This window comes from Actinophytocola sediminis, from assembly GCF_054779715.1.
On sequence record NZ_BAAGXS010000049.1, the window covers coordinates 38,387 to 59,351 of the forward strand.

Consider the following 20,965-nt stretch of genomic DNA (forward strand, 5'->3'; position numbering starts at 1 on the left):
CGACGGCATGGCTGAGACCATCCTCATCACCGGAGCGAACGGTGGGGTCGGGCGCATGATGCGGACTCGGCTCGCCCGGGAGGGCCGAGTGCTGCGCCTGGTCGACGTGGTCGCTCCGGATCCGCCCGCGTCGGGCGAGGACGTGGAGGTGATCACCGCCTCGGTGACCGACGAGCAGGCGATGCGCGCCGCCTGCACCGGGGTCGACGCGGTCATTCATCTTGGCGGGGTCAGCGTCGAGGCGCCGTGGCCCGACATCCTGTCGACCAACGTCGACGGGACCAGGGTGGTCCTCGAGGCCGCGCGCGACGCGGTCGTCAACCGCGTCGTGCTCGCCTCCAGCAATCACGCGGTCGGGTTCTACGAACAGCGCGAGGCACCCGAGGACGGGCTGGCGGCCGATTCCGGTCCCCGGCCGGACACCTACTACGGCTTCAGCAAGGTGGCCGTCGAGGCGCTGGGCAGCCTGTTCCACTCCCGCTTCGGGATGGACGTGACCTGCCTGCGCATCGGCTCGTGCTTCGAGAAGCCGTGGGATCCGCGGTCGTTGTGGACGTGGCTGTCGCCCGCGGATGGCGCGCGGCTGTTCGAAGCCTGCCTGTCCACGCCGAACCCCGGCTTCCGGGTGGTGTGGGGCATCTCCGCCAACACCCGTCGCTGGTGGTCGCTGGCGGCCGGGAACGAGATCGGCTACCACCCTCGGGACGACTCGGAGGTCTACGCCGAGGAGGTCCTGGCGAACTTCGACGGCGATCCCGAGGCGCCCGAGCAGACCCTGTTGGGCGGGAAGTTCTGCTTCACCCCACTCGGCGAGCATCAGCAGTGAGCGCTGGTCGGGCTCACTGCGCCAGGGAGAGGGCCTGGCCAGGGCACAGGTGCACCGCTTCGCGGGCCTTCTCGACCAGCTCGCCCTCCGGTGTCTCGCGCAGCACGATGACGGTGCCGTCGTCCTCGCGCTGGTCGAACAGGTCGGGCTCGGTGAGCACGCACTGTCCGGCACCGACGCACCTGGTGGTGTCCGCGACGATTTTCATGGCCCTGTCCTCCTCCGCTACCAGGTCACCGGGAGCTGGTACAGGCCATAGATGTTCGCGTCGTCCTTGAACGGCAGCTCGTCGACAGCCATCGCCAGCTCCAGCGTGGGGACGCGGCGAAACAGCGTGTCGAACACGATCTGCAGCTCCATCCGAGCCAGGTTCTGGCCAAGACACTGGTGCGGCCCGAACCCGAACGCGACGTGGTGGCGCGCGCCACGCGCGATGTCGAGCTCGTCGGGGTTCTCGAACGCCCGCGGGTCCCGGTTGGCCGAATGACCGAGCGCCAGCACGCCTTCGCCCGCGCGGATCAGCTGCCCGCCGACCTCGATGTCCTCGACGCACAGTCGAGCCGTCGCCACGTCGATGATCGTGAAGTACCGCAGCATCTCCTCGACCGCGTTGAGCGTTCTGCCCGGGTCGGCCCTGATCATCGCGAGCTGGTCCGGGTTGCGCAGGAACGCCACGGTCGACAGCGAGATCATGTTCGCCGTCGTCTCGTGGCCGGCCACGAGCAACAGCAGGCCCATGCTGGCCAGCGCCGGCCGTCGGTAGGTGCCCTCCGCGCGCAGCTTGACGATCTGCCGCCCGAGCAGGTCGTCCGGCGGGTTCGCTTCCTTCGCCGCGATGAGGTCGGCCATGTAGCCCTGGATGGCCACCATCGCCGCCTGCCGCTCCGCTGGCGGCGTCGACTGCTTGATCACCTTCACCGTGTGCTCCTGGAAGAACTCATGGTCGGCGTAGGGCACGCCCAGCATCTCGCAGATCACCAGTGACGGAACCGGCAGCGACAGCGACTCCACCAGGTCACCTGGCCGCGGCCCGGCCAGCAGCGCGTCGATCTGCCCGTCGACGATCTGCTGGATCCGCGGCCGCAGCGCCGCCAGCCGGCGCACCGTGAACTCGCCGAGTACGGCCCTACGCGCCGGCCCGTGCTCGGGCGGGTCCATGGCGATCAGGAAGCGCTCCTGGTCCGGCCGCCGGGTCGCCGCCTCGCCCTCGACCAGCGCGGGGAAGTCCGGATGCTGCCGGTCGGCGCTGAACCGCCGGTCGTTCAACACGGTTCGCACGTCCTCGTGGCGGCTGACCACCCAGGCCCGTCCGCCGTCGGGCAGCCCAACCCGCGAGACCGGCTCCTGTTCGCGGATCTCGTCGTAGGCCGGCGGCGGCGTGAACGGGCACGTACGGGCCAGGGGGAACTCGTGCTTCTCGGCGGTGGTCATGACTTTCCTTCCACGACGTCACGGACAGGCGGCAGCGGCTGTTGGCGAGCTCCCTCACGGGCGAAGTACGGTTCCGCCGCTGCCAGCCGTGGTACCGAGATACCCAGCCGGCGTGCCTCGGCGAGGGTGTCCCGGCAGACCTCCCGTGGTTCCTCGGCGGTGGGGTCGGCGTGCGCCGCGAAGTTCACGCGTATCGGCGGGACATGGGCGGTCAGCCAGGCGAGCACGGAGGCCGTCAGCCAGGTTGGCGCCCGGAACGGCAGCGCACCGCCCCGGTGGCGTCGCAGGTCGACGCCGCGTGCTTCGAGGAGCGGCAGCAGCTCGCGGCCGGCAAGCAGTCCTTCGCGGAAGTCGCTCGTCGACCCGGCCAACTCGGACAGCGAACCCAGCCGCAGGCCCTGCGAGAACAGGCCGGCATCCAACACGAAATGGATCAACAGCCAGCCGCGGAAGTCGGGCCGCTCCTTGATCCGGAGCCCGGCCTCGCGAAACGCCTGGCGCACGGCCCACTCCCGGTCGGTCGGTGGCTGGCCGATGGTGCCGAAGACGACCGCCGGCAGCAGTGCCCCACGGAGCACGCCGGCCGCGTCGAAACCGCCACCGGCCTGGGGAAAGCCCCAGGCGATCCGGTCGAGGGGGAGGGCGCCGACCGCGGCCGTCGGCTCGGTCCAGAGGTTGCCGAAGACCAGGACCGTGGCCTGTCCGAGGCGCGGGGTCAGGAAGGCCGTCGCCTCGGTGAGCCGGTGGTGCGGCACGCTGAGCACGATCAGGTCGAAGTCGTGGTCCGGCTCCAGGGTCTCGCGGTAACGCACCGGCCACTTCTCGGCGACGCGCTGCCCCCACACTCGGCGCCGCACATCGAACAGGTCGAGGTCCACCGTGTCCCCGTACGCCGCCGCGCGGCCCGGCCGGACGTAGAACTCGACGTCGTGGCCCGCCTGGTGCAGTGCCCAGCCGTAGATGGTGGCGATCACGCCACGTCCGAACATCAGGATCTTCATGCTGCACCTCATGGGGTACGATCGATCTGGAGGTCATCTCCACTTTCAAGATATGGAGGTCATCTCCATTTGTCAACGCGAGGTAGCGCATGACCGCCGACAAGCCGCTGCGGGCCGATGCCCAACGCAACCGCGATGTCCTGATCGCCAAGGCACGAGAGGTCTTCGACGCCGGCGACTTCTTCGACCTGCGCTTCGATGACTTCGCCCGCCTGGCCGGGGTGGGCACCGGCACGCTGTACCGCCACTTCCCCACCCGGGAGGCACTCGCCGAGGCGGTCTACCACGGGGAAGTCGCCACGCTGTGCGACCGCGCCCGCCAGCTGCGGGCCACACTGCCCCCGGCGGAGGCCCTGGCGAGCTTCCTGCGCGGCATGGTCGACCACATCGCTGCCCACGTGGGCCTGGCCCGGACGCTGGCCACGCTCATGGCCGACCGCTCGGGTGTCCTCGCCGAGGGCGGCCAGGCGCTGGAGCAGGCGGTCACCGACCTGGTGGCCGCCGCCGTGCGGGACGGCACCGTTCGCGACGACGTGGACGCCGGTGCCGTGATGATGGCGCTGCACGGCATCGGCGCGGCCCATGACCGCGCCCATTGGCGGACCGAGGCCGACGATGTCATCACCCTCGTACTGGCCGGACTGCGCCGCCCGCGGTGACCGGGCGGGCGACGGCCCGGCCCATCCCGTCGGTGCCGCCAGAGATCACGATGGTCCACCGAGCTACGCGCCGTGGCACGGGCCGCCGTCCACACCTTCCGGCAGGCGTTCAGCCGCTCCCGCGAACCGTGCCCGTGCTGGTACTAGCGCCTCGCGAACCGGTGCAGGGCGTCGACCACGGCCGGGGCGAGGGTGTCCGGGTGGTCGGCGTCGTGCAGCAGGTGGTCCACTCCGGACAGCGACACCCTGCCCGGTCCGCCGGCGTGCGCGCGGCGCAGCGCGTCGGTCAGGGCATCCGTTGTGGCGCAAGGGACCTGGACGTCGTTCCTGCCACAGGTCAGCAGCACCCTGGTCCCCGGCCGCAGGGTGGCGGCGGCGGCCGGCGGGTAGACGGCGTCGTCGCTGAGCACGAACCGGCGGCTCGTCCCCTGGAACGCCTCGAAGAGCTGGGCGACGGCGGGCGGCAGGTCGGCGGTGTCGACCGGTCGGTGTTCGCGCAGGGCGGTGACGGCGGCGTCGATCGCCGCGTCGATCACGCGCTGCTGCTCGGGGGTGAACTGGCCCTGCCGGGTCGCCTCGGCGACCTGGGCGTGCAGTTGCGACGCGACCAGGTCCAGCATGCGGATCGCCTGCGGTTGCAGCAGTGCCAGGCCGGCCGGTCGCGGGTGGACGGTGCCGCCGAGCAGCAGCGCGGTCATCGCGCCCTCGCTGTGCCCGACGACCATCAGCGCGCGCGGGTCGGTCTCCGGCTGGTCGCGCAACACCTGGTAGGCGGCCGTGGCCTGGCGGACGAATGCCGGGTAGTCGAGCGCTTCCGGACGGCCATCGTAGGCGCCGAGCCCGGTGCGGCCGGTGCCGTACTTGTCGAACCGCAGCGTGGCGACCCGGTCGTTGGCGAGCGCGCCGGCCACCTGCGCCAGGGTGTTCGGGGACGCGGCCGGCTGGTTGCCGTCGCGGTCGGTGGGGCCACTGCCGGGCAGCAGCAGGGCGGCGGGCAACCGTTGCCCGGCACGGTGCGCGGGCACGTGCAGGGTGCCGTACGTGGTCGTGCCGTCGACGGTGAAGACGACCTCGCGGTCAGCGGCGGGCACAAGGCGCGGCCTCGCCTCGGCCGGGGTGGCGGTCACCACGGTCAGCGACAGCACGGCCGCGACGAAGTGGGCGAACATCGGCTTACCTCTTTCCGGGTAGGGCGTTCTCGACCAGCGCCACGGTCGCGCGGGGGTCGTCGACCTGGAGAACCAGGCGGGCGTAGTGCTCGTCGGCGAGTTCGATCACGACCGCCTTCGACGGATTCCTGACGTCCCAGAAGACCTTCTCGCCGTCGAGGTGGAACGTGCCCGCCGTGATCAGGCCGGGCACGCGGGCGCCCGGCGCGCGAATCCCCTTGGGATCGGCGACGATGCCGGGATCCGCGGTCGCGCCGCGGACGTTGACCAGTGGGATGGTCAGGCGACTCTTGAAGGCCCAGAGCTTGTTGAGACCCTCGATCACGACGACGAGGTCGTCGCCGTCGATCTGGACCAGTGCCATAGCTGTTTCCTTGTCAGTTGAGCGGATCGAGGAGCTGGGTCAGCGCGGTGGCGACCCCGCCGGGGTTGCCGCGCAGGAGGATGCCCAGCCCGGTGGCCGTGAGGGCGGCGGCCAGGTCGGTGGAGATGCCGAGCGCGCCGGCCATCGCCTGGTCGACGGCGGCCAGCGCCGCGGCCACCTCGGCGGCCACCTCCTCGTCGGCGGGCGCCCGGTCGACCGCCGCGAGCAGCAGCAGACCGAGATCGGCCGACGTGACGATCCGCAGCGCGGTCGCGGCATCCGTCGCCGCGGCGAGCGCTTCGACCAGGGGGCGGACGTCGTCGGCGAGGTGGCGGCGCAGGGCGACCAGGTAGAGGCCGCGCTTGCTGCCGAACGTCTTGTACAGGCTGTTGCGGTGCACGCCGAGGTGGGTGACGAGGTCGTCGATGGACACCCCGTCGTACGCGCGACCGCCGAACAGTCCCACGGCGGCACGCACCACCGCGTCCTCGTCGAACGCCCGTCGCCTGCCCATGCCCCAAACCGTAGACTTTTGAGGAACGATCAGTCAAGAACGACCGTTCCTCAAAAGCCCGGTGTTCACCGGGGAACGTCCAGGCGCGCGCTGATCTCGCTGCGGGGCAGGAGGTTGCGGGATTCCAGCGCGACGCGGAGGTGTTCGGCGGCGTCGATGTTCAGCGGGCTGGAGGTCCACATCGCGAACGGCAGGTTCAGGAACCGGCCCTCGGCGACCGCGGGCAGGTTCCTGGTGGCGGGGTTGGTCCGCAGCACGGCGACCTTGTCCTCGAAGGACTGCCTGCGGTAGTCGACGAAGGCGATGAAGTCGGGCTTCGCCGCGACGATCCGCTCCCAGGACACCGAGGTCCAGGATTCCTCGAGATCACCGAGAGCGTTGCGCGCACCGGCGGCCTCGATGACGGCCTGCGGCGCCCCGTAGGCCCCACTGGAGTAGACGTCCGTGGTGCCGCGGTCGAAGAGGAAGACCGTCGGCGGGGTCTGTCCCGCGGGCGCGGCGGCCAGCGCGTCGAGCCGGTCGCCGATGTCGGTCACCACGGACGCCGCCTCCCGGTCGTGCCCGGTGATGCGGCCGAGGTTGCGCAGGTCGGTGGTCAGTGCCGCCCACGGCTCGGTCGTGCCGCGCTCGGCGCCGGAGCCCCGCGGGCAGCCCTCGGTCGTCTGGTAGGCCGCGATCGACTGGGCCGCCAGTCGTTGCGGCGTCACGTCGTCGCCGTCGCTGAACCAGGACACCATCACGTCGGCCCGCTTGGCGAGGACGTTCTCCAGCGACGGCTGGCCCTCCGTGGTGACCGGCAGGCCGCCGACGACGTCCGCCCCGTAGGCGGCCTCGAGCACCGCCCGGTCGTCACCGAGGCTGCTCACCGCGGCCACCTGGTCGGCCGCGCCGACGGCGAGCACGGTGGCGATCCGGTTCCCCTGGTTGACGAACAGGCGCCGCGCCGGGCTGGGGAACGGGACCTGCTCGCCGCAGTTGGTCACGGTGATCTCGCCGGACGCGGACTCGGGCGGTTCGCCACCGCACCCGGCGAGCGCGACGACGGCGAGCAGGGTGACGGCGCGGCGGCGAACAGTGCGGGTCGTCATGGTGCTCTTCTCTGGTCGGGGCGGGACCGCGCGAACCCCGGCCCGAGCACGAGGTGCTCGCGACTGGTGCGCGCGTCGGTCAGGTGGGCGGCGGCCACGGCGAAGACCTCCTCGACCGTCGCGGGCGCCAGGGCGACCGCCGCCGCGTCGACGGTGCGCAGCGCGCCGTCGTGCAGCACCGCGACGCGGTCGAAGTAGGCGGCGGCCAGCGACAGGTCGTGCATCGCCGCCACGACGGTGCGGCCGAGACCGCGGAGGGTTTCCAGCAGCCGGGTCTGGTGGCTGATGTCGAGGTGGTTGGTCGGTTCGTCGAGGACCACGAGCCCGGCGCCCTGGGCGAGCGCGCGGGCGAGCGTCACCCGGCGGCGTTCGCCGCCGGAGAGCTGGTCGCATCGCCGGTCCACCGCGTCGGCCAGACCGACGGCCGCCAGCGCGTCCAGGGTGCTCGCGCGGGCCACCCGCCCCAACGCCCACGGCGGCTGGTGCGGCACGCGGCCCAGCGCGACCAGCTCCCCCACCAGCAGGTCCGCCGGCGGCGTCTCCTCCTGCCCGACATAGGCGATGCGGCGGGCCCGGCTGCGTACCGGGAGCGCGTGCACGTCCTCGCCGTCGACGGTGACCCGGCCCGCCGCCGGTGCCGCCAGCCCGCAGAGCGCGCGAATCAGCGTCGACTTGCCGCTGCCGTTGACCCCCACCAGGGCGATCAGCTCGCCCGGCGGCACCTCGAGATCGACACCGGACACGATGACCCGGCCCGCGATCTCGCACCGCACCCCGTGACAGCGCAGACGCGTCATGCGGCGCCGCCAGCGAAGCTGTAGTGCCTGCGGCCCATCAGGATCAGGAACACCGGAGCGCCCACCAGCCCCGTCACCACGCTCAACGGCATCTCCTGCGGCCGGACCAGCACCCGGGCCACCACATCCACCCACACCAGGAACAGCGCTCCCCCGAGCGCCGCCACCGGCAGCACCGCGGCGTGCCGCGCACCGACGACGAGCCGCGCCAGGTGCGGCACGACCAGGCCGACGAAGCCGATGCCACCTGAGACCGCGACGAGCACCCCGACCAGCACCGAGGTCAGCACGAACAGGCCGATCCGGATTTCGCGTACCGGGACCCCCAGGGCGGCGGCCACGTCCGGACCGGCGGCCAGCGCGTCCAGCCAGGTGTGCACCGCCAGCAGCGCGACGACGGACAGCACAACCGTGATCAGCGCCGGACCGGTGCTCGCCCACGTCGAGCCGGACAGGCTGCCAAGCAGCCAGTGCAGCACCGACCGTGTCGCCTCCGGCTCGTCCCCCAGGAACACCAGGAAGCTGGACACCGACGAGAACGCGGCGGACAGCACGACCCCGGTCAGGACCAGCCGCAACGGCGTCAGCCCACCCTGCGCGAGCGACACGCCGAACACCAGCAGCGACGCCAGCACCGCGCCGACCAGCGCGCCCGCCGACACCGCCCAGATCCCCAGCCCGCCGAACACCCCCGCGACGATGACCAGCGTCGCCCCGACACCCGCACCCGAGGAGACGCCGAGCAGGTACGGATCGGCCAGCGGGTTGCGGACCAGGGTCTGCATCACCGCGCCCGCCAACGCCAGACCCGCCCCCACCACGGCGGCCATCAGCACCCGTGGGGCACGCAGGTCCCACACGATCGCGTCGTACACCGGGTCCTGGCCCGGCGCACCACCCAGCCTGGCCCGCACGGTCTCCCAGACCCCGGTCAGCGGCAACGGCTCCGCGCCGAGGGTCAGGGAGACGACCATGCTGGCGGCCAGACCAGCGAGCAGCACGAGCAGCAGCGGCACGACCGGCATCCGGCGCGGCGGGCCGCTACCGGAGATGGCACGCCTCGGGGACACGCGGACCCGCTCTCGCCAGGGGCCCAGGTCGCGGAGCCCGGTCGGATGACGACCGAGCCAGCAGGTCTTCGGACTCGGGATCGCCCCGGCGGAACGCCTTCCCGGGCCGTTCGGCCCAGTGGCGCGTGTTCCGCCGGTCACCCTCACCGCTGCGCGACAGTTCCGGACTCACACCGGATTCCCTGGCCACATGGGCGCGACTGGCTCAGCGGGACGTTAACACGACCGATCCACAGCGAGGGGCACCAAATGTGTCCCGCGTCACAGATAGGAAGCCTCGGAACTACGAGGCCCTCGTCGCCGACTCATGACCTGGTGTCACCAGTCGGTCACCGTGTGACCCAGCTGGCCTCGTGACCCGGAACACGACGAGATTCGGGGAGGACCTGATGCGCAACGACCTCGCCAGCACGGGGGGCGACGAGGATCGGCGACGCGCGCGCGGCCGGCGCCGGTTCGCCTCCGCACGGAGCGGGCGGTGATCAGCCGCGAGATCGACTTCGTCAAGGCGAGTCCCACCCAGAACATGACCGTCCTGGTGCGGACGGAGCACCCGCAGGAGGAGTACCCGGCCATCGCCAGGCGCGTCATGGCCTACGAGCACGTGCACGCCGAGCAGGTCGGGTTCGTGCGGAAACCGGAGTCGCTGGACGCGGATGCCGGTCTCCACATGGCGGGCGGCGAGTTCTGCGGCAACGCGTGCATGGCGCTGGCGGCGCTGCGCGCGTTCGAGGCGGAGCTGGAGACCGGCGACAGCCTGGACACCGCGCTGGAGGTGTCGGGGACGGCCGACGTCGCCAGGTGCCGGGTCGTGCGGCGGCGGCGGGACTTCGGTTGCCGGCTCACGATGCCGTTGCCGACGGCGGTGGAGGACGGTGCCCGCGCGGGCGAGCTCGGTGCCGGGTCGACCTTCGTGCGCTACGAGAGCTCGCTGTTCGTGGTCATCGAGACCGGGCTGCTCGACCGGGCCACCATGGACCAGGCGCAGGTCCTGGCGCGCCGGCTTGGCGAGACCCGGGACGTGTCCGTCGTCGGGGTTCTGTTGTACACCGCGGCTTCGAACCGCCTCGCCCCGCTGGTCCACGTGCCGTCGGTGGACAGCATGGTCTGGGAGAAGGGCTGCGGGTCCGGTACCGCCTCGCTCGGCGCGTACCTGGCGTGGAAGAACAACACCTCCGTCGCGACGAACGTGGTCCAGCCAGGCGGGTCGATGCGGGTGACGGTGAACTACGAACGTGGCGGTCCGACGGGCATCGAGGTCGAGGGGTCGGTCCGGATCGTGGCGCAGGGACGGGCTTTCCTGTGAGCGGCGCGCCGGAGCTGTTGTCGTTGATGCACAACTATCTGCGGCGCCTCCTGGCGGCGGCCGCGCGGTACGACGGGACGGTGCGCCACAGCGCGGAGCTGGCCAGCGTCGTCGGCGACTACTCCGGTTTCGTGACCGACCGGCGCCATCACCAGGCATGGCACGCCCTCGTGCGCGCGGGCACGGACGAGTTCACGAACCTGGTCGAGGACCTGCGAGCGCGGTCCGCCCGCTGCGCGGCGATCATGGAGAAGTACCGCGCCCGCCAGCTCCTGCTCGGCCATGCCGGGACCACGGGCTACTTCGAGAACGTCGAGTCCTGCATCGAGGAGGAGTTCGGGACCTTCGAACTGTCCCCGGACGCCAGGGTGCTGCTCGTCGGCGCTGGCTCGTTTCCGATGACCCCGCTGTACATCGCCAGGCGGACCGGCGCCGGCGTGGTCGGCGTCGACATCGATCCCGAGGCCGTCGAGTTGGGCAGGCAGGTCGTGGCGCGGCTGGGGAGCGACGACCTGGACATCAGGCTGGAGCACACACCGGTGGTGGACCTGGCCTTCACCGGGGAGGCGTCGCACGTCATCTTCAGTTCGACCGGCGCGGTCAAGTACGACCTGCTCGACCGGATCCACTCGTCGACCCGCGACGACGTCGTCGTGGCCGTCCGCTACGGCGACGACCTGAAGTCCCTCTTCAACTACCCCATGCGGGAGGTCGACCGGCGGAAATGGGCGCTGGCCGAGAACGTGCCGCGGCCCGAGCAGGTCTTCGACATCGCGCTCTACCGGAAGGTGTGAGTACGGCTGTGGGTGGAACGGGGCGAGGAACGCACGACGTCGACCGGGTGCTGATCGCGGGCACCGGTCCGGCCGCCGTGCAGCTGGCGGTCGCGTTGACCAACCGGCTCGGTTGCGTGGTGGGGATCGCGGGACGGGAGTCCGTCCGAGCGGACGCGTTCTTCTCCGGACTGCGGGACAGCCACGGGCGCATCCGGGTGGACGTCCAGAGTGCCAAGGACCGCGCCGCCGAGGGCGAATGCGTGGTCGACGACCTGTTCCGGGGATACCGGTCGGTCACCGGCAGGTGGCACACCCTGGTCCTGGCGGTGACCGCGGACGCGTACACGCAGGTCGTGCGCCAGCTCGAGCACCGGGTTCTCGAGCAGGTCAGGTGTGTGGTGCTGGTGTCGCCGACCGTCGGCTCGAGCGGTCTGGTCCGGCGCCTGCTCCTCGGCCACGGCGTGGACGCGGAGGTGATCAGCCTCTCCAGCTATCTTGGCGCCACCCGTTGGCGGGACGGGGGTCCGTCCCCGCGCGTGGTCACCGCGGCGGTCAAGAAGCGGCTGTACGTCGGTTCCAGCCGCGGCCGGTCGGACAACCTGGACGCGCTGTGCGAACTCCACCGCAGGCTCGGCGTCGCCACGCCGGTCATGGCCGGGCCGATGGCGGCCGAGACCAGGAACATCTCCCTGTACGTGCACCCCGCGCTGTTCATGAACGACATCACGCTGGACGCCGTGTTCGCCGAGTCCGGCCCGGTCAAGTACGTCTACAAGCTGGTGCCAGAGGGGCCCATCACGCCCGCGCTGATCAGCGAGCTGGTGAGCCAGTGGAAGGAGCTGACGAGCATGGTCGGCAGGCTGGGCATCCCGGGCGTGAACCTGCTGCGGTTCATGGTGGAGGACAGCTACCCGGTACGCGAGGAAAGCGTCGCCCGCCGGGACATCGAACGGTTCGAGCGGCTGCCGACCATCCATCAGGAATACCTGGTGTACGTCCGGTACGCCTCGCTGCTGGTCGACCCGTTCTCCGAGCCGGACGCCGACGGCAGGTACTTCGACTTCTCGGCCGTGCCCATCCGCCGGGCCTTCGTCGACCGCGCGGGACGGTGGGACGTGCCGAGAATGCCGAACGAGGACTACTACCGGACGAAGATCATCCAAGGGGTCGGGCGGCATCTGGGAGTGCCGTGCCCCACGATCGACAGGTTCATCGCCCGCTACGAGCGCGCGCTGGACGAGGCGGCCATGGCGCGCGCGGGCACCCCGGTGTCGGCCGCCTTCTCGGTGCGGGACTTCCGCGCGGACCTCGAGCTGATCCGCGGCGACCTGGCGACGGCCCGATGACCACGGCGGACCGTGCGGGTTCGCCGACCACCGCCGGCGTGCCCTCGGTCGAACAGCTCAGCGACTGGCGCATCTCGCGCGCGGTGCTGCCGACCCTGATCGCGTCGGTGGTCGGGCTGATGCCCTTCACCGTGTACAGCACCTACCTCGTGGCGATCACCGACGACGCCGGGGAGAGCACCGCGGTGGTGGGTGCGCTGCGCGGCCTCGGCGGCATCGGTGCCGTGGTGGTCGGGATCCTCGTCGCGCCACTGATCGGACGGATTCCCCCCGGCAGGGTCGCCGCCTGGTCGCTGCTGCTGCTGGCCGCGGCGGCACTGGTCGGGACCGTCGCCTGGCTGCCAGCGCTCGCCGCGTTCTGTCTGCTCATCGGCGTGTCCAACGCCGTGCTCTACCCCGCCCTGACGACCGCCGCGGCCGACCGGTTCGGCACCGGCCCGGCCGCGGCCCGCGCCGCGACGCTGGTGTCGGCGACGCGGACGCTGGCCGCCACGCTGGTCGTACCGGTGCTCGCCGTGCCCGCGCTGTGGTGGGGCTGGCGGGGGGACTTGGTCGCGATCGCGGTGCTGGCGGTCCTACTGGTGCCGGTGATGCTCCGGTACGGCCGGGATGGCCACGACGACACGGCGCCCCGTCACGGCTACTTCGCCGCCTTCCGTGCCCTGGCGGCGGTACCGGGCGCGCGCGCGATCATCATCCTGTCGTTCGGCCAGGCCGCGGCGTTCCAGGGATACCAGGCGTACCTGGCCGCGTTCTACGCCGACGAGTTCGGGCTGACGCCCGGCGTGTTCGCGTTCGTGTGGACCCTGAGCGGCGGGGCGTTCTTCCTCGGCAACCTGTTCACCGGCCGCCTGGTGAACGGCACCGAGTCCGACCGGCCCGCCTGCCGTGCACTGCGTGTGTGCCTGGTGGTGGCGCTGGTCTCGCTGTTCGGCGTGTTCCTGGCGCCCACGCTGCCACTGGCGTTGATCTCCTCCGCGGTGCTGTCCGCGAGTCACGCGGTGGGGGTCGCGGCGTCGGTGACGCTGCTGGTCCGCCGCTGCGGCGCCCTGCGGGGCACCGCCCTGTCGCTCAAGGCCTCCGGCATGAGCCTTGGCCTGTTCGTCGGCGCGGCCGCCGGTGGTGCCGGCCTGGCGGCGGGCGGCTATCTGGGCGCGGCGGCGGTCTTCGGCGCGTTCACCGCGCTGTCGATCGGTGCCGCCGCGACCGTGCGAGGTCGCGGGAACCGGGAGGGGGACCTGACCGACGTTTAGGACATTACTGACCACCTGCTGTGGAGGTTTGTCGATGTTTGGTCGATATGACACCCGGGTCGCGGACAGCCGTCGCACCAGGTGGCGGGTGGCGGCACTGTTGCTGGCGCCGGTCCTGGTGAGCGGATGCGCCAGGAGTGGTGACGCGCCAGGGGCGAACGAGGCCGCCGGGGCGTCGGACCACTACCCGGTCACCGTCGAGAACTGCGGCCGCCAGGTCACGTTCGAGAAGAAGCCCGGCCGGGTCTACCTCGGGTTCCAGCCGGCGGCCGAGCTGTTCTTCGGCCTGGGACTGGCCGACCGGGCGATCGCCCAGATCAGGCCCATGGACCCACCCCTGTCCGACCAGGCCGCCGCCTTCGAGCGCGTGCCCGACGAGTCGCCGGACGCCTACGTCCCGGTCGGCAAGGAACAGCTGCTCGGGCTGCGGCCCGACCTGCTCTTCGCGTACGTCAACTCCGAGTACGGCGGTCCCCACCAGCTCTCCCCCGGGCTCGCCACGCTCGAGGACCTCCAGCACATCGGCGCCAACGTGTATGCCCTCGTGTGCCCGGACGACACCCAGGTCAAGATCGACTTCACCTTCCGCGCGATCACCGACCTCGGCGCCATCTTCGACATCGAGGATCGCGCCGAGCGGGTGGCCGACGAGCTGCGGGCACGGATCGCCGACGTGCGACAGCGGGTCGCCGGCCGGGAACCGGTGCCGGTCCTCTACTACTACGGCGGCGAAGGCCCGATCATGACCGGCTCGCGGGACGCCTTCGTCGACGAGGTGATCCGCGCGGCGGGGGGCAGGAACGTCTTCGGGGACGTCGGCGGTGGGCGCCGGGGGTTCCTCAACGTCCCGATCGAGCGGGTGGCCGCCACCGATCCCGCGGTCTTCCTGGTTGGCGCGAGCCCCAACGACGACACCGGCGCCGAGGAGAGCACCGAGTACCTGTACCGCGCGTTCCCCGAGATGACGGCCAGCAAGGACCGGAAGGCCGTGCTGACCACCGACTCCGCGAACACGCCCGGCTGGCGTTTCGTCGACGTCATCGAGGACCTCGCCAGGACGCTGCACCCGGACGCGTTCGCGGACGTGCCCGCCCCGACGACCACACCGGGCCAGCGATGACGTCGTCCACACCGGACACCAGCGGGCCGGTGGTGCGCCGCCGGGGCCGCCAAGCGGCGGTGCTGGCCGGCCTGAGTGCCGCGGTGCTGGTCAGCATCGTGCTGGCGACCGGTCTCGGGCCGGTGGTGGTGCCGGTGCGGGACACCGTGCAGGTGGTCCTGCACAAGATCTCCGCCGACTGGTTCGCCCCGCCAGGCGATCCGGTGTTCGCCTACATCGTGTGGGAGTTCCGCCTGCCCCGCGCGCTGCTTGGCGCGGTGGTCGGCGGTGGCCTGGCCGCGGTCGGGGTCGTGCTGCAGGCGGTGGTGCGCAACCCGCTGGCGGACCCCTACCTGCTCGGGGTCTCCTCCGGCGCCTCCCTCGGCACGGTGCTCGTACTGGTGCTCGGTGCCTCGGCGGCCGGCGGGCTCGGTCTGTCGTCGGCCGCGTTCGCGGGCGCGCTGATCGCGACCCTGCTGGTGTACCTGCTGGCGCAGCGCGCGGGCCGGGTCACGCCGTTCCGGCTGATCCTGGCCGGGGTGTCGCTGGCCTACCTGTTCCAGGCCCTCTACGGCCTGCTGTTGTTGCGCGCCAACCCACACGACGTGCAGGGCGTGCTGATCTGGTTGTTCGGCAGCCTCGGCGCCACGGCGTGGAACGACGTCGGCATCCCCGCGGTCGCCGTGGTGGCCGGCCTGCTCTACCTGCTGACCCAGGCACGGCCGCTGAACTCGCTGCTGGCCGGGGAGGAGACGGCGGTCGCCCTTGGCCTGGACGTCGGCCGGTTCCGGATCCGGATGCTGGTGGTCACCTCGCTGATGGTCGGCGTCATGGTGGCCGTCAGCGGCGCGATCGCGTTCGTGGGGCTGATCATCCCGCACCTGTGCCGGATGCTCGTCGGCGCCGACCACCGGCGGTTGCTGCCGGTGGCGGCGTTGACCGGTGCGGTGTTCCTGGTACTGATGGATCTGGCCGCCCGCACGGTGCTGTCCCCCACCGAACTGCCGCTCTCGATCGTCACCGCGGTGTTCGGGGTGCCGTTCTTCATCTGGCTGCTGCGCCAGCGCGAGGCAGGACGGGAGGCACGGTTCGGGTGACCACGACAGCGAACGACGACATCATTCCGCCACAGGTCGTGGTCGACGGGGTGTCGGTCACGCTCGACGACAACCCGATCGTGTCCGAGGCGGAGCTGACCGTCGACGCCGGGGAGATGGTGGGCATCGTCGGCCCGAACGGCAGCGGAAAGTCCACGCTGCTGCGGGTGATCTACCGCGCGCTGCGGCCCTCGGCGGGTGCGGTGCGCATCGACGGCGACGACGTGTGGCAGCTGACCGCCCGCCAGTCCGCCCAGCGAACCGCCGCGGTCGTGCAGGAAAGCGGGAGCGACTTCTCCCTCACGGTCGCCGACGTGGTCGCGATGGGCCGCAACCCGCACAAGGACCCGCTGGACCGCGACACCGCCACCGACCACGAGATCTGTGTGCGGGCCCTCACCAGGACCGGGACCGCCGCACTGGCCGGACGCGCCTTCGACACCCTCTCCGGCGGGGAGAAGCAGCGGGTCCTGCTGGCCAGAGCCCTGACCCAGCGGCCCCGGCTGCTGGTACTCGACGAGCCGACCAACCACCTGGACATCCGCTTCCAGCTGGAGCTGCTCGACCTGGTCCGCGCGCTCGGCGTCAGCACGCTGACGGTCATGCACGACCTCACGCACGCGGTCGCCTACTGCGACCGGGTGTACGTGCTGCACCGGGGCCGGGTCGTCGCGGACGGGCCGCCTGCCGACGTGCTCACCCCGGAACTGGTCGGCGACGTCTTCGGCGTCCGCTCGTGCCGGTGGGTCGACCCCGACACCGGGCAGGTCCACCTCGGCTTCTCCCGCCTCCCCGACACGACGGCCGCCGCCGTCCCCGCTGGTGTCCCGCTGACCGCAGCCAGGAAGGAAAGCCCGTGACCGCCGCCAACCTGTGGTCAGACCTGCTCGCCCGGTGGGATGCCCAGCAGACCGTCTACATCAGGGCGCGCGACCGGCTGTACGACGCGATGTTCGAGATCCTCGCGCACCTGCGCCCCGCCGAGGACCTGGTGGTGCTCGACCTCGCCTGCGGGCCAGGGGCGATCAGCGGCCGGCTGCTCAGCCGACTGCCGAGGGCGAGGTCGGTCGCCGTCGACGTCGACCCCGTGCTGCTGGCGATCGGGCAGGGCGCGCTCGGTGACCAGGAGGGCAGGCTCAGCTGGGTCCGGGCCGACCTGCGCGACCCGAACTGGCCGGCCGCACTCGGCGACGACGGCGCGGCGGGCACCTTCGACGCGGTGCTGTCCAGCACGGCGCTGCACTGGCTGGACCCGGCCGCCCTGGTCGCCACCTACCGCCGCTCGTACGAGCTCCTGCGCCCCGGCGGCGTCCTGCTCAACGCCGACTACCTCCCGCACCCCGAAGGCGGCAGGCTGCGTGCCGCGTGCGACGAGATCGCCCGCGAACGGCGCAACCACGCACTGGCCGCCGGCGGAGAGTCGTGGGAAGCGTGGTGGGCGGCCGTAAGCGCCGAGCCCGCCCTGGCAGCGGCGCTCGCCGAACGAGCCACGCTGTGGCCAGACGGCGCGCGAGACTGGTCCGGCGCCACGCACCGGTTCCAGGACAGCGCGTTGCGCGAGGCCGGGTTCGCGGAAGCGGGCATGGTCTGGCAGGACCTCCAGACCGGCATCATCGCCGGACTCCGCTGACGGGTCGAGGTCAACACTGTCATTTCGCACGATGAAAGCTCTGTACCGACATCCAAGGAGGACGCGTGACCGCCGCGCGCTTGCCCGAGACCGACTATTCGCCGTTCCTGCGCACCGACTTCACTGATGAAGGAGCATGGCAGGCGTTACTGGACGAGACCGGTGACGACTGGGTGACAGTCATCACCGACCCCAGCCATCGAGACCTGTCCGCGCGGGAGCTGCTGGCACTGGTCCCAGCGGGCAGCCGCTACCCGGTGCTCGTCATAGCGGACCGCGTTACCTTCTCCTCCGCCGAGCGCTCGCTGCTGCTGATCGACGTCATCGAGGAACCCGGTCGGACGTTCCGGGTCGAACCCGACGCGTTCCGGTCCGTTATCGGCAATCTGGCGATCGACAACCTCAGCTTCGGCGACTACCTGAACTCGCTCGACGCCTCTGGTGTCCACCGACTCGAGGACCGGCATCTCCAGGCGCTGGCCGAACTGCGGTCTCACAGTCAGCCGAACAAGCCTGCTGCGCCGCCGACCTCCTGACCCCTCGACGTGGCCGACGGCCAGGTCGTGTTCACGGATTTGCCCCAATCGCCCTCTCCACGGCGGCTTCGACGTGCAGCCGGGTCGTGGGGAACACGGGCAGCGGCACGTCGTCCTGGCTGATCAGCAACTCGATCTCGGTGCAGCCGAGGATCACGCCCTGGGCTCCTTCGAACCGGGCGATCACGTCCTGGTAGGCGCGTCGGGACTCGTCGCGGACGATGCCGAGGCACAGTTCGTCGTAGATGATCCGGTGCACGGTCGCGCGGTCCGCCGGCGACGGGACCAGCACCGTCAGCCCGTGCGACGCCAGGCGTTCGCGGTAGAACGGCTGGTCCATGGTGAAGCCGGTGCCGAGCAGGCCCACCGTGGTGAGGCCGGCGTTCCTGATGGCCGCGGCAGTGGTGTCGCCGAGGTGGATGACCGGGATGTCGACGGCGGCCTGCACCTGGTCGTAGACCTTGTGCATGGTGTTGGTGCAGATCAGCAGGAAGTCCGCACCGGCGGCCCGCACGCCCGCCGCCGCGTCGGCGAGCACCTTGCCTGCGTCCGCCCACCGGCCCTCGACCTGCATGCGCTCGATCTCGGCGAAGTCCACGGAGTGCAGCACGACCTTGGCCGAGTGCAGGCCACCTACCCGTTCGCGCACCAGCACGTTCGCCAGCCGGTAGTACTCCGCACTACTCTCCCAGCTCATCCCGCCGAGCATCCCGATCATCCGCATGGGTCATTCAAGCACCGCGGTGCAGGTCGCGGCCCTTGGCAGGCAAGGAGTCATCGGACCTCGGCCGCCAGGTGCAGACTGCGTCCTGCCTCGACCTGCCAGGTCGTCCCCGAGTTCCGGCTGACCAGCGCGGTGCCGCCCGAGTACGGGTTGGTGTCGGTGTAGGCGATGCCGTAGAAACCGGTGTTGGACGTGGTGCGCACGACCAGCGCGAACCGCTCACCACGCCGGACCTTCACCGGCGTCGGCAACCGCAGCGAGACCCATTGCGCCGCCCAGGAAACCTGCTCTCGTCCGACCACAGTGGACGCCACGGTCTCGGCCGGGACGCCGCCGCGCAGCCGCGTGAGCTCCAGCGTCAGCCCAGCGTCCGGGTAGCCGGTCTGGAAGCTCGTGAACCGAACCTCGGTCAGCTCGCCCTTGCGGGGCACGGTGAACGTCTGCGCCCGAGCCAGCTCGCCGAGGACGTCCCAGTGCGTCTGGTAGCCGGCGTTCCCCGTCGACACGGCAGGAGTGCGCGGTTTCTCAGCGGGCTTGGCTGGAATCGTGACGTCGTAGGAGACACCACACTCGATCGGCCGGATGGCACCGGCGGAGTCGAACGACAGCGGCTGCCAGTAGTGCTTGGCCAGCGCCTCGTTCGGCTTGGCGTTCATCCACACGTCCGACTGGTAGAGGTACAGCGGACCGGACCTGGTGTCGATCTTCAGCACGTCGGCCGGCTGCCCGCCGCACGAGGTCGTGGTGATGTTGGTGCCGGTGATGATCGCACCGGGAGAGTCCCAGCGGGACAGGTCGCCGGAGAAGTCGTCGGCGAGGAGCACCGTACCGTCGGGAGCGGTCACCGAAACGCTGTCCACCGACGCGCGTTCACCTTCGTGCTGCCGGAACCCGACCCGTCCGGTCAGGCTGGTGCCGTCCTCGGTCGTGTCGACGAGCTGCCCGTCGACGAACGTGCGGATCGTCGCGGCCGAGACCTCGACCTTGATCTCGTACCGCTGACCGGTGGTGATCGCCATCGGCAGCGGGACGGTCGTAGTGGGCTTGCCCGGCACCAGCTTGGTCAGGTTGCCGCCCGCCGCGCCGGGGTGCGGGTAGTTGCCGATCAGCCAGCGGTAGTCACCGGCGGTGGAGCTGCGCACGACCAGACCGACCTGGGCGAAGTCGCCCGAGGACGACAACTCGGGCGTGACGACGGCGGTGAACGTGTAGTCGCGCCACTGTTCACCGTCCCTGCTCAGCCCGACGTCGCCGCCGTCGATCCGCAGCGCGCCACCGGATACCGACCAGGCGTCGGACCGCACGCTGGTCCCGGTCCACGGACCAAGCGGGCTGGACGCGGTGACGAAGGCGGTGCCGGTGGTGGTGTAACCGCGGTTGGGGTCGGAGTAGGTGAGGTAGTAGCGGCCACCGCGCTTGAAGATCGTCGGCGCCTCGGTGTTGCGCAGGCCCACGCGGCGCCACTGTCCCGAGCCCGTGGTGTAGGTGGGGTCGAGCTTCTCGACGATCAGATCACCGGACCGCCGCCAGTCGGTGAACGCCAGGTACGCCGTGCCGTCGTCGTCGACGAACATCTGGTGGTCGCCGTAGTTCACGCCACCCGCGGGACCCTCGTCCGGGCCGAGGTCCGGTACCGCGACCTCCGCGAAGCCGGACACGGGATTCGACGAGGTGAAGACGCGGTAGCCGACGCCGTTGTCGTAGGTGTTGATCCACAGCACGTACTTGCCGGTCGCGCTGTTGTGCACGACGTGCGGGCGGAAGCAGCCGTAGGTACCGCCGTCGCAGCGGTTCTGCCAGGCCTGTCCGCGAGCGTCGAACAACGGGCCGCGCGGGGTCCAGTTCACGAGGTCCGGCGAGGTGTAGGAGACGAACCCGCAGAACCGCGCTCCCGGTGTGTTCCACTCGAAACCGCAACCGTACGAGGTGCCGTAGAGGTAGTAGGTGTCGCCGAAGCGTTGGATCTGGCCGTCGTGAGCGTCGATCGCGTTCCCGTTGACGTCGAACCGGATCGCGGCGTTGCCCGCGCTGTCCTTGTTGACCAGCTTGACCGTTCTCTCCCCAGTCTGGGCGGACGCGGGTGGTGCGCCCGCGAAGAGCAGGCCGAGCAACGCCGCTAACGCCAACACACGTCGGGGCATCATCGTTGTCTCCCTTTCATGGCAGGGTTTCCAGCCCTAGGCGAGCACACACGCACGAACAACTGCGGAGCTGAGGGGTTCGAACCCCTGACCCCGCACTGCCAGTCTGGCACGATCATGCCTCTGACCAGAGGAGAC

At 71.1% G+C, this 20,965-nt stretch carries 22 protein-coding genes and 1 riboswitch; of the genes, 11 read left to right on the top strand and 11 right to left on the bottom strand.

The window, feature by feature from the left end:
- Nucleotides 1-7: 7 nt before the first annotated feature.
- A complete protein-coding gene (locus ACYVIP_RS27495; protein ID WP_460401408.1) occupies nucleotides 8-826 on the top strand; it encodes an NAD-dependent epimerase/dehydratase family protein in 819 nt (272 codons plus the stop codon).
- Nucleotides 827-839: 13 nt separating this feature from the next.
- Here the strand turns inward: ACYVIP_RS27495 and ACYVIP_RS27500 are convergent, their stop codons facing one another.
- From ACYVIP_RS27500 to ACYVIP_RS27510, 3 genes are read right to left on the bottom strand one after another with little or no spacing between them, the layout of a single operon-like run.
- A complete protein-coding gene (locus tag ACYVIP_RS27500; protein WP_460401410.1) occupies nucleotides 840-1,034 on the bottom strand; it encodes a ferredoxin in 195 nt (64 codons plus the stop codon).
- A 17-nt stretch (nucleotides 1,035-1,051) separates the two neighbouring features.
- A complete protein-coding gene (locus ACYVIP_RS27505) occupies nucleotides 1,052-2,257 on the bottom strand; it encodes a cytochrome P450 (RefSeq protein ID WP_460401412.1) in 1,206 nt (401 codons plus the stop codon).
- The gene (locus ACYVIP_RS27510) at nucleotides 2,254-3,258 is read right to left on the bottom strand and encodes a ketopantoate reductase family protein (protein WP_460401414.1); all 1,005 of its coding nucleotides are present in this window, start codon (nucleotides 3,256-3,258) and stop codon (nucleotides 2,254-2,256) included. Before ACYVIP_RS27510 ends, ACYVIP_RS27505 begins: the two co-directional genes overlap by 4 nt.
- Before the next feature lie 89 nt (nucleotides 3,259-3,347).
- Between ACYVIP_RS27510 and ACYVIP_RS27515 the strand changes: the two genes are divergently transcribed.
- The gene (locus tag ACYVIP_RS27515; protein ID WP_460401416.1) at nucleotides 3,348-3,917 is read left to right on the top strand and encodes a TetR/AcrR family transcriptional regulator; all 570 of its coding nucleotides are present in this window, start codon (nucleotides 3,348-3,350) and stop codon (nucleotides 3,915-3,917) included.
- A gap of 143 nt (nucleotides 3,918-4,060) precedes the next feature.
- On the opposite strand, the gene ACYVIP_RS27520 is transcribed toward ACYVIP_RS27515, so the two are convergent.
- The 6 genes from ACYVIP_RS27520 to ACYVIP_RS27545 all read right to left on the bottom strand — a co-directional run bounded on the left by ACYVIP_RS27520 (nucleotide 4,061) and on the right by ACYVIP_RS27545 (nucleotide 8,919).
- On the bottom strand, nucleotides 4,061-5,086 hold the full coding sequence (locus tag ACYVIP_RS27520; protein WP_460401418.1) for an alpha/beta hydrolase family protein: 1,026 nt from the start codon (nucleotides 5,084-5,086) through the stop codon (nucleotides 4,061-4,063).
- A gap of 4 nt (nucleotides 5,087-5,090) precedes the next feature.
- The gene (locus tag ACYVIP_RS27525; protein WP_460401420.1) at nucleotides 5,091-5,450 is read right to left on the bottom strand and encodes a hypothetical protein; all 360 of its coding nucleotides are present in this window, start codon (nucleotides 5,448-5,450) and stop codon (nucleotides 5,091-5,093) included.
- Between the two features lie 13 nt (nucleotides 5,451-5,463).
- Nucleotides 5,464-5,964 (bottom strand): TetR/AcrR family transcriptional regulator, encoded by a 501-nt coding sequence (locus ACYVIP_RS27530; RefSeq protein ID WP_460401422.1) that lies wholly within the window; start codon nucleotides 5,962-5,964, stop codon nucleotides 5,464-5,466.
- Nucleotides 5,965-6,029: 65 nt separating this feature from the next.
- Nucleotides 6,030-7,052 (bottom strand): ABC transporter substrate-binding protein, encoded by a 1,023-nt coding sequence (locus ACYVIP_RS27535; RefSeq protein ID WP_460401424.1) that lies wholly within the window; start codon nucleotides 7,050-7,052, stop codon nucleotides 6,030-6,032.
- On the bottom strand, nucleotides 7,049-7,849 hold the full coding sequence (locus ACYVIP_RS27540; protein ID WP_460401426.1) for an ABC transporter ATP-binding protein: 801 nt from the start codon (nucleotides 7,847-7,849) through the stop codon (nucleotides 7,049-7,051). Before ACYVIP_RS27540 ends, ACYVIP_RS27535 begins: the two co-directional genes overlap by 4 nt.
- Nucleotides 7,846-8,919, bottom strand: a complete 1,074-nt coding sequence (locus ACYVIP_RS27545; protein ID WP_460401428.1) for a FecCD family ABC transporter permease — start codon at nucleotides 8,917-8,919, stop codon at nucleotides 7,846-7,848. Before ACYVIP_RS27545 ends, ACYVIP_RS27540 begins: the two co-directional genes overlap by 4 nt.
- A gap of 42 nt (nucleotides 8,920-8,961) precedes the next feature.
- A riboswitch (cobalamin riboswitch) is annotated at nucleotides 8,962-9,139 on the bottom strand.
- A gap of 258 nt (nucleotides 9,140-9,397) precedes the next feature.
- Here ACYVIP_RS27545 and ACYVIP_RS27550 point away from each other — a divergent pair.
- The 9 genes from ACYVIP_RS27550 to ACYVIP_RS27590 all read left to right on the top strand — a co-directional run bounded on the left by ACYVIP_RS27550 (nucleotide 9,398) and on the right by ACYVIP_RS27590 (nucleotide 17,962).
- Complete coding sequence (locus tag ACYVIP_RS27550) at nucleotides 9,398-10,225, top strand: hypothetical protein (protein WP_460401430.1); 828 nt, start codon at nucleotides 9,398-9,400, stop codon at nucleotides 10,223-10,225.
- Nucleotides 10,222-11,019, top strand: a complete 798-nt coding sequence (locus ACYVIP_RS27555; RefSeq protein ID WP_460401432.1) for an SAM-dependent methyltransferase — start codon at nucleotides 10,222-10,224, stop codon at nucleotides 11,017-11,019. Before ACYVIP_RS27550 ends, ACYVIP_RS27555 begins: the two co-directional genes overlap by 4 nt.
- 8 nt (nucleotides 11,020-11,027) lie before the next feature.
- Nucleotides 11,028-12,347, top strand: coding sequence for an opine metallophore biosynthesis dehydrogenase (locus tag ACYVIP_RS27560; protein ID WP_460401434.1), 1,320 nt, complete (start codon nucleotides 11,028-11,030; stop codon nucleotides 12,345-12,347).
- Nucleotides 12,344-13,600: an MFS transporter gene (locus ACYVIP_RS27565; RefSeq protein ID WP_460401436.1), complete on the top strand. Its 1,257-nt coding sequence runs from the start codon at nucleotides 12,344-12,346 to the stop codon at nucleotides 13,598-13,600. The genes ACYVIP_RS27560 and ACYVIP_RS27565 overlap by 4 nt, the downstream gene beginning before the upstream one ends.
- Before the next feature lie 34 nt (nucleotides 13,601-13,634).
- Entirely contained in the window at nucleotides 13,635-14,720 is a 1,086-nt protein-coding gene (locus tag ACYVIP_RS27570; RefSeq protein WP_460401438.1) for an ABC transporter substrate-binding protein, read from the top strand.
- Nucleotides 14,717-15,796, top strand: a complete 1,080-nt coding sequence (locus tag ACYVIP_RS27575; RefSeq protein WP_460401440.1) for a FecCD family ABC transporter permease — start codon at nucleotides 14,717-14,719, stop codon at nucleotides 15,794-15,796. The genes ACYVIP_RS27570 and ACYVIP_RS27575 overlap by 4 nt, the downstream gene beginning before the upstream one ends.
- Nucleotides 15,793-16,656 carry an ABC transporter ATP-binding protein gene (locus ACYVIP_RS27580; RefSeq protein WP_460401442.1) on the top strand — a complete coding sequence of 288 codons (864 nt, stop codon included), beginning with the start codon at nucleotides 15,793-15,795 and terminating at the stop codon, nucleotides 16,654-16,656. Before ACYVIP_RS27575 ends, ACYVIP_RS27580 begins: the two co-directional genes overlap by 4 nt.
- Complete coding sequence (locus tag ACYVIP_RS27585) at nucleotides 16,653-17,426, top strand: class I SAM-dependent methyltransferase (protein ID WP_460401444.1); 774 nt, start codon at nucleotides 16,653-16,655, stop codon at nucleotides 17,424-17,426. Before ACYVIP_RS27580 ends, ACYVIP_RS27585 begins: the two co-directional genes overlap by 4 nt.
- Before the next feature lie 65 nt (nucleotides 17,427-17,491).
- Nucleotides 17,492-17,962 (top strand): DUF6924 domain-containing protein, encoded by a 471-nt coding sequence (locus ACYVIP_RS27590; protein WP_460401446.1) that lies wholly within the window; start codon nucleotides 17,492-17,494, stop codon nucleotides 17,960-17,962.
- A 31-nt stretch (nucleotides 17,963-17,993) separates the two neighbouring features.
- Here the strand turns inward: ACYVIP_RS27590 and ACYVIP_RS27595 are convergent, their stop codons facing one another.
- Nucleotides 17,994-18,686, bottom strand: a complete 693-nt coding sequence (locus ACYVIP_RS27595; RefSeq protein WP_460401448.1) for an aspartate/glutamate racemase family protein — start codon at nucleotides 18,684-18,686, stop codon at nucleotides 17,994-17,996.
- A gap of 50 nt (nucleotides 18,687-18,736) precedes the next feature.
- Entirely contained in the window at nucleotides 18,737-20,830 is a 2,094-nt protein-coding gene (locus tag ACYVIP_RS27600) for a family 43 glycosylhydrolase (RefSeq protein WP_460401450.1), read from the bottom strand.
- Nucleotides 20,831-20,965: the final 135 nt, after the last annotated feature.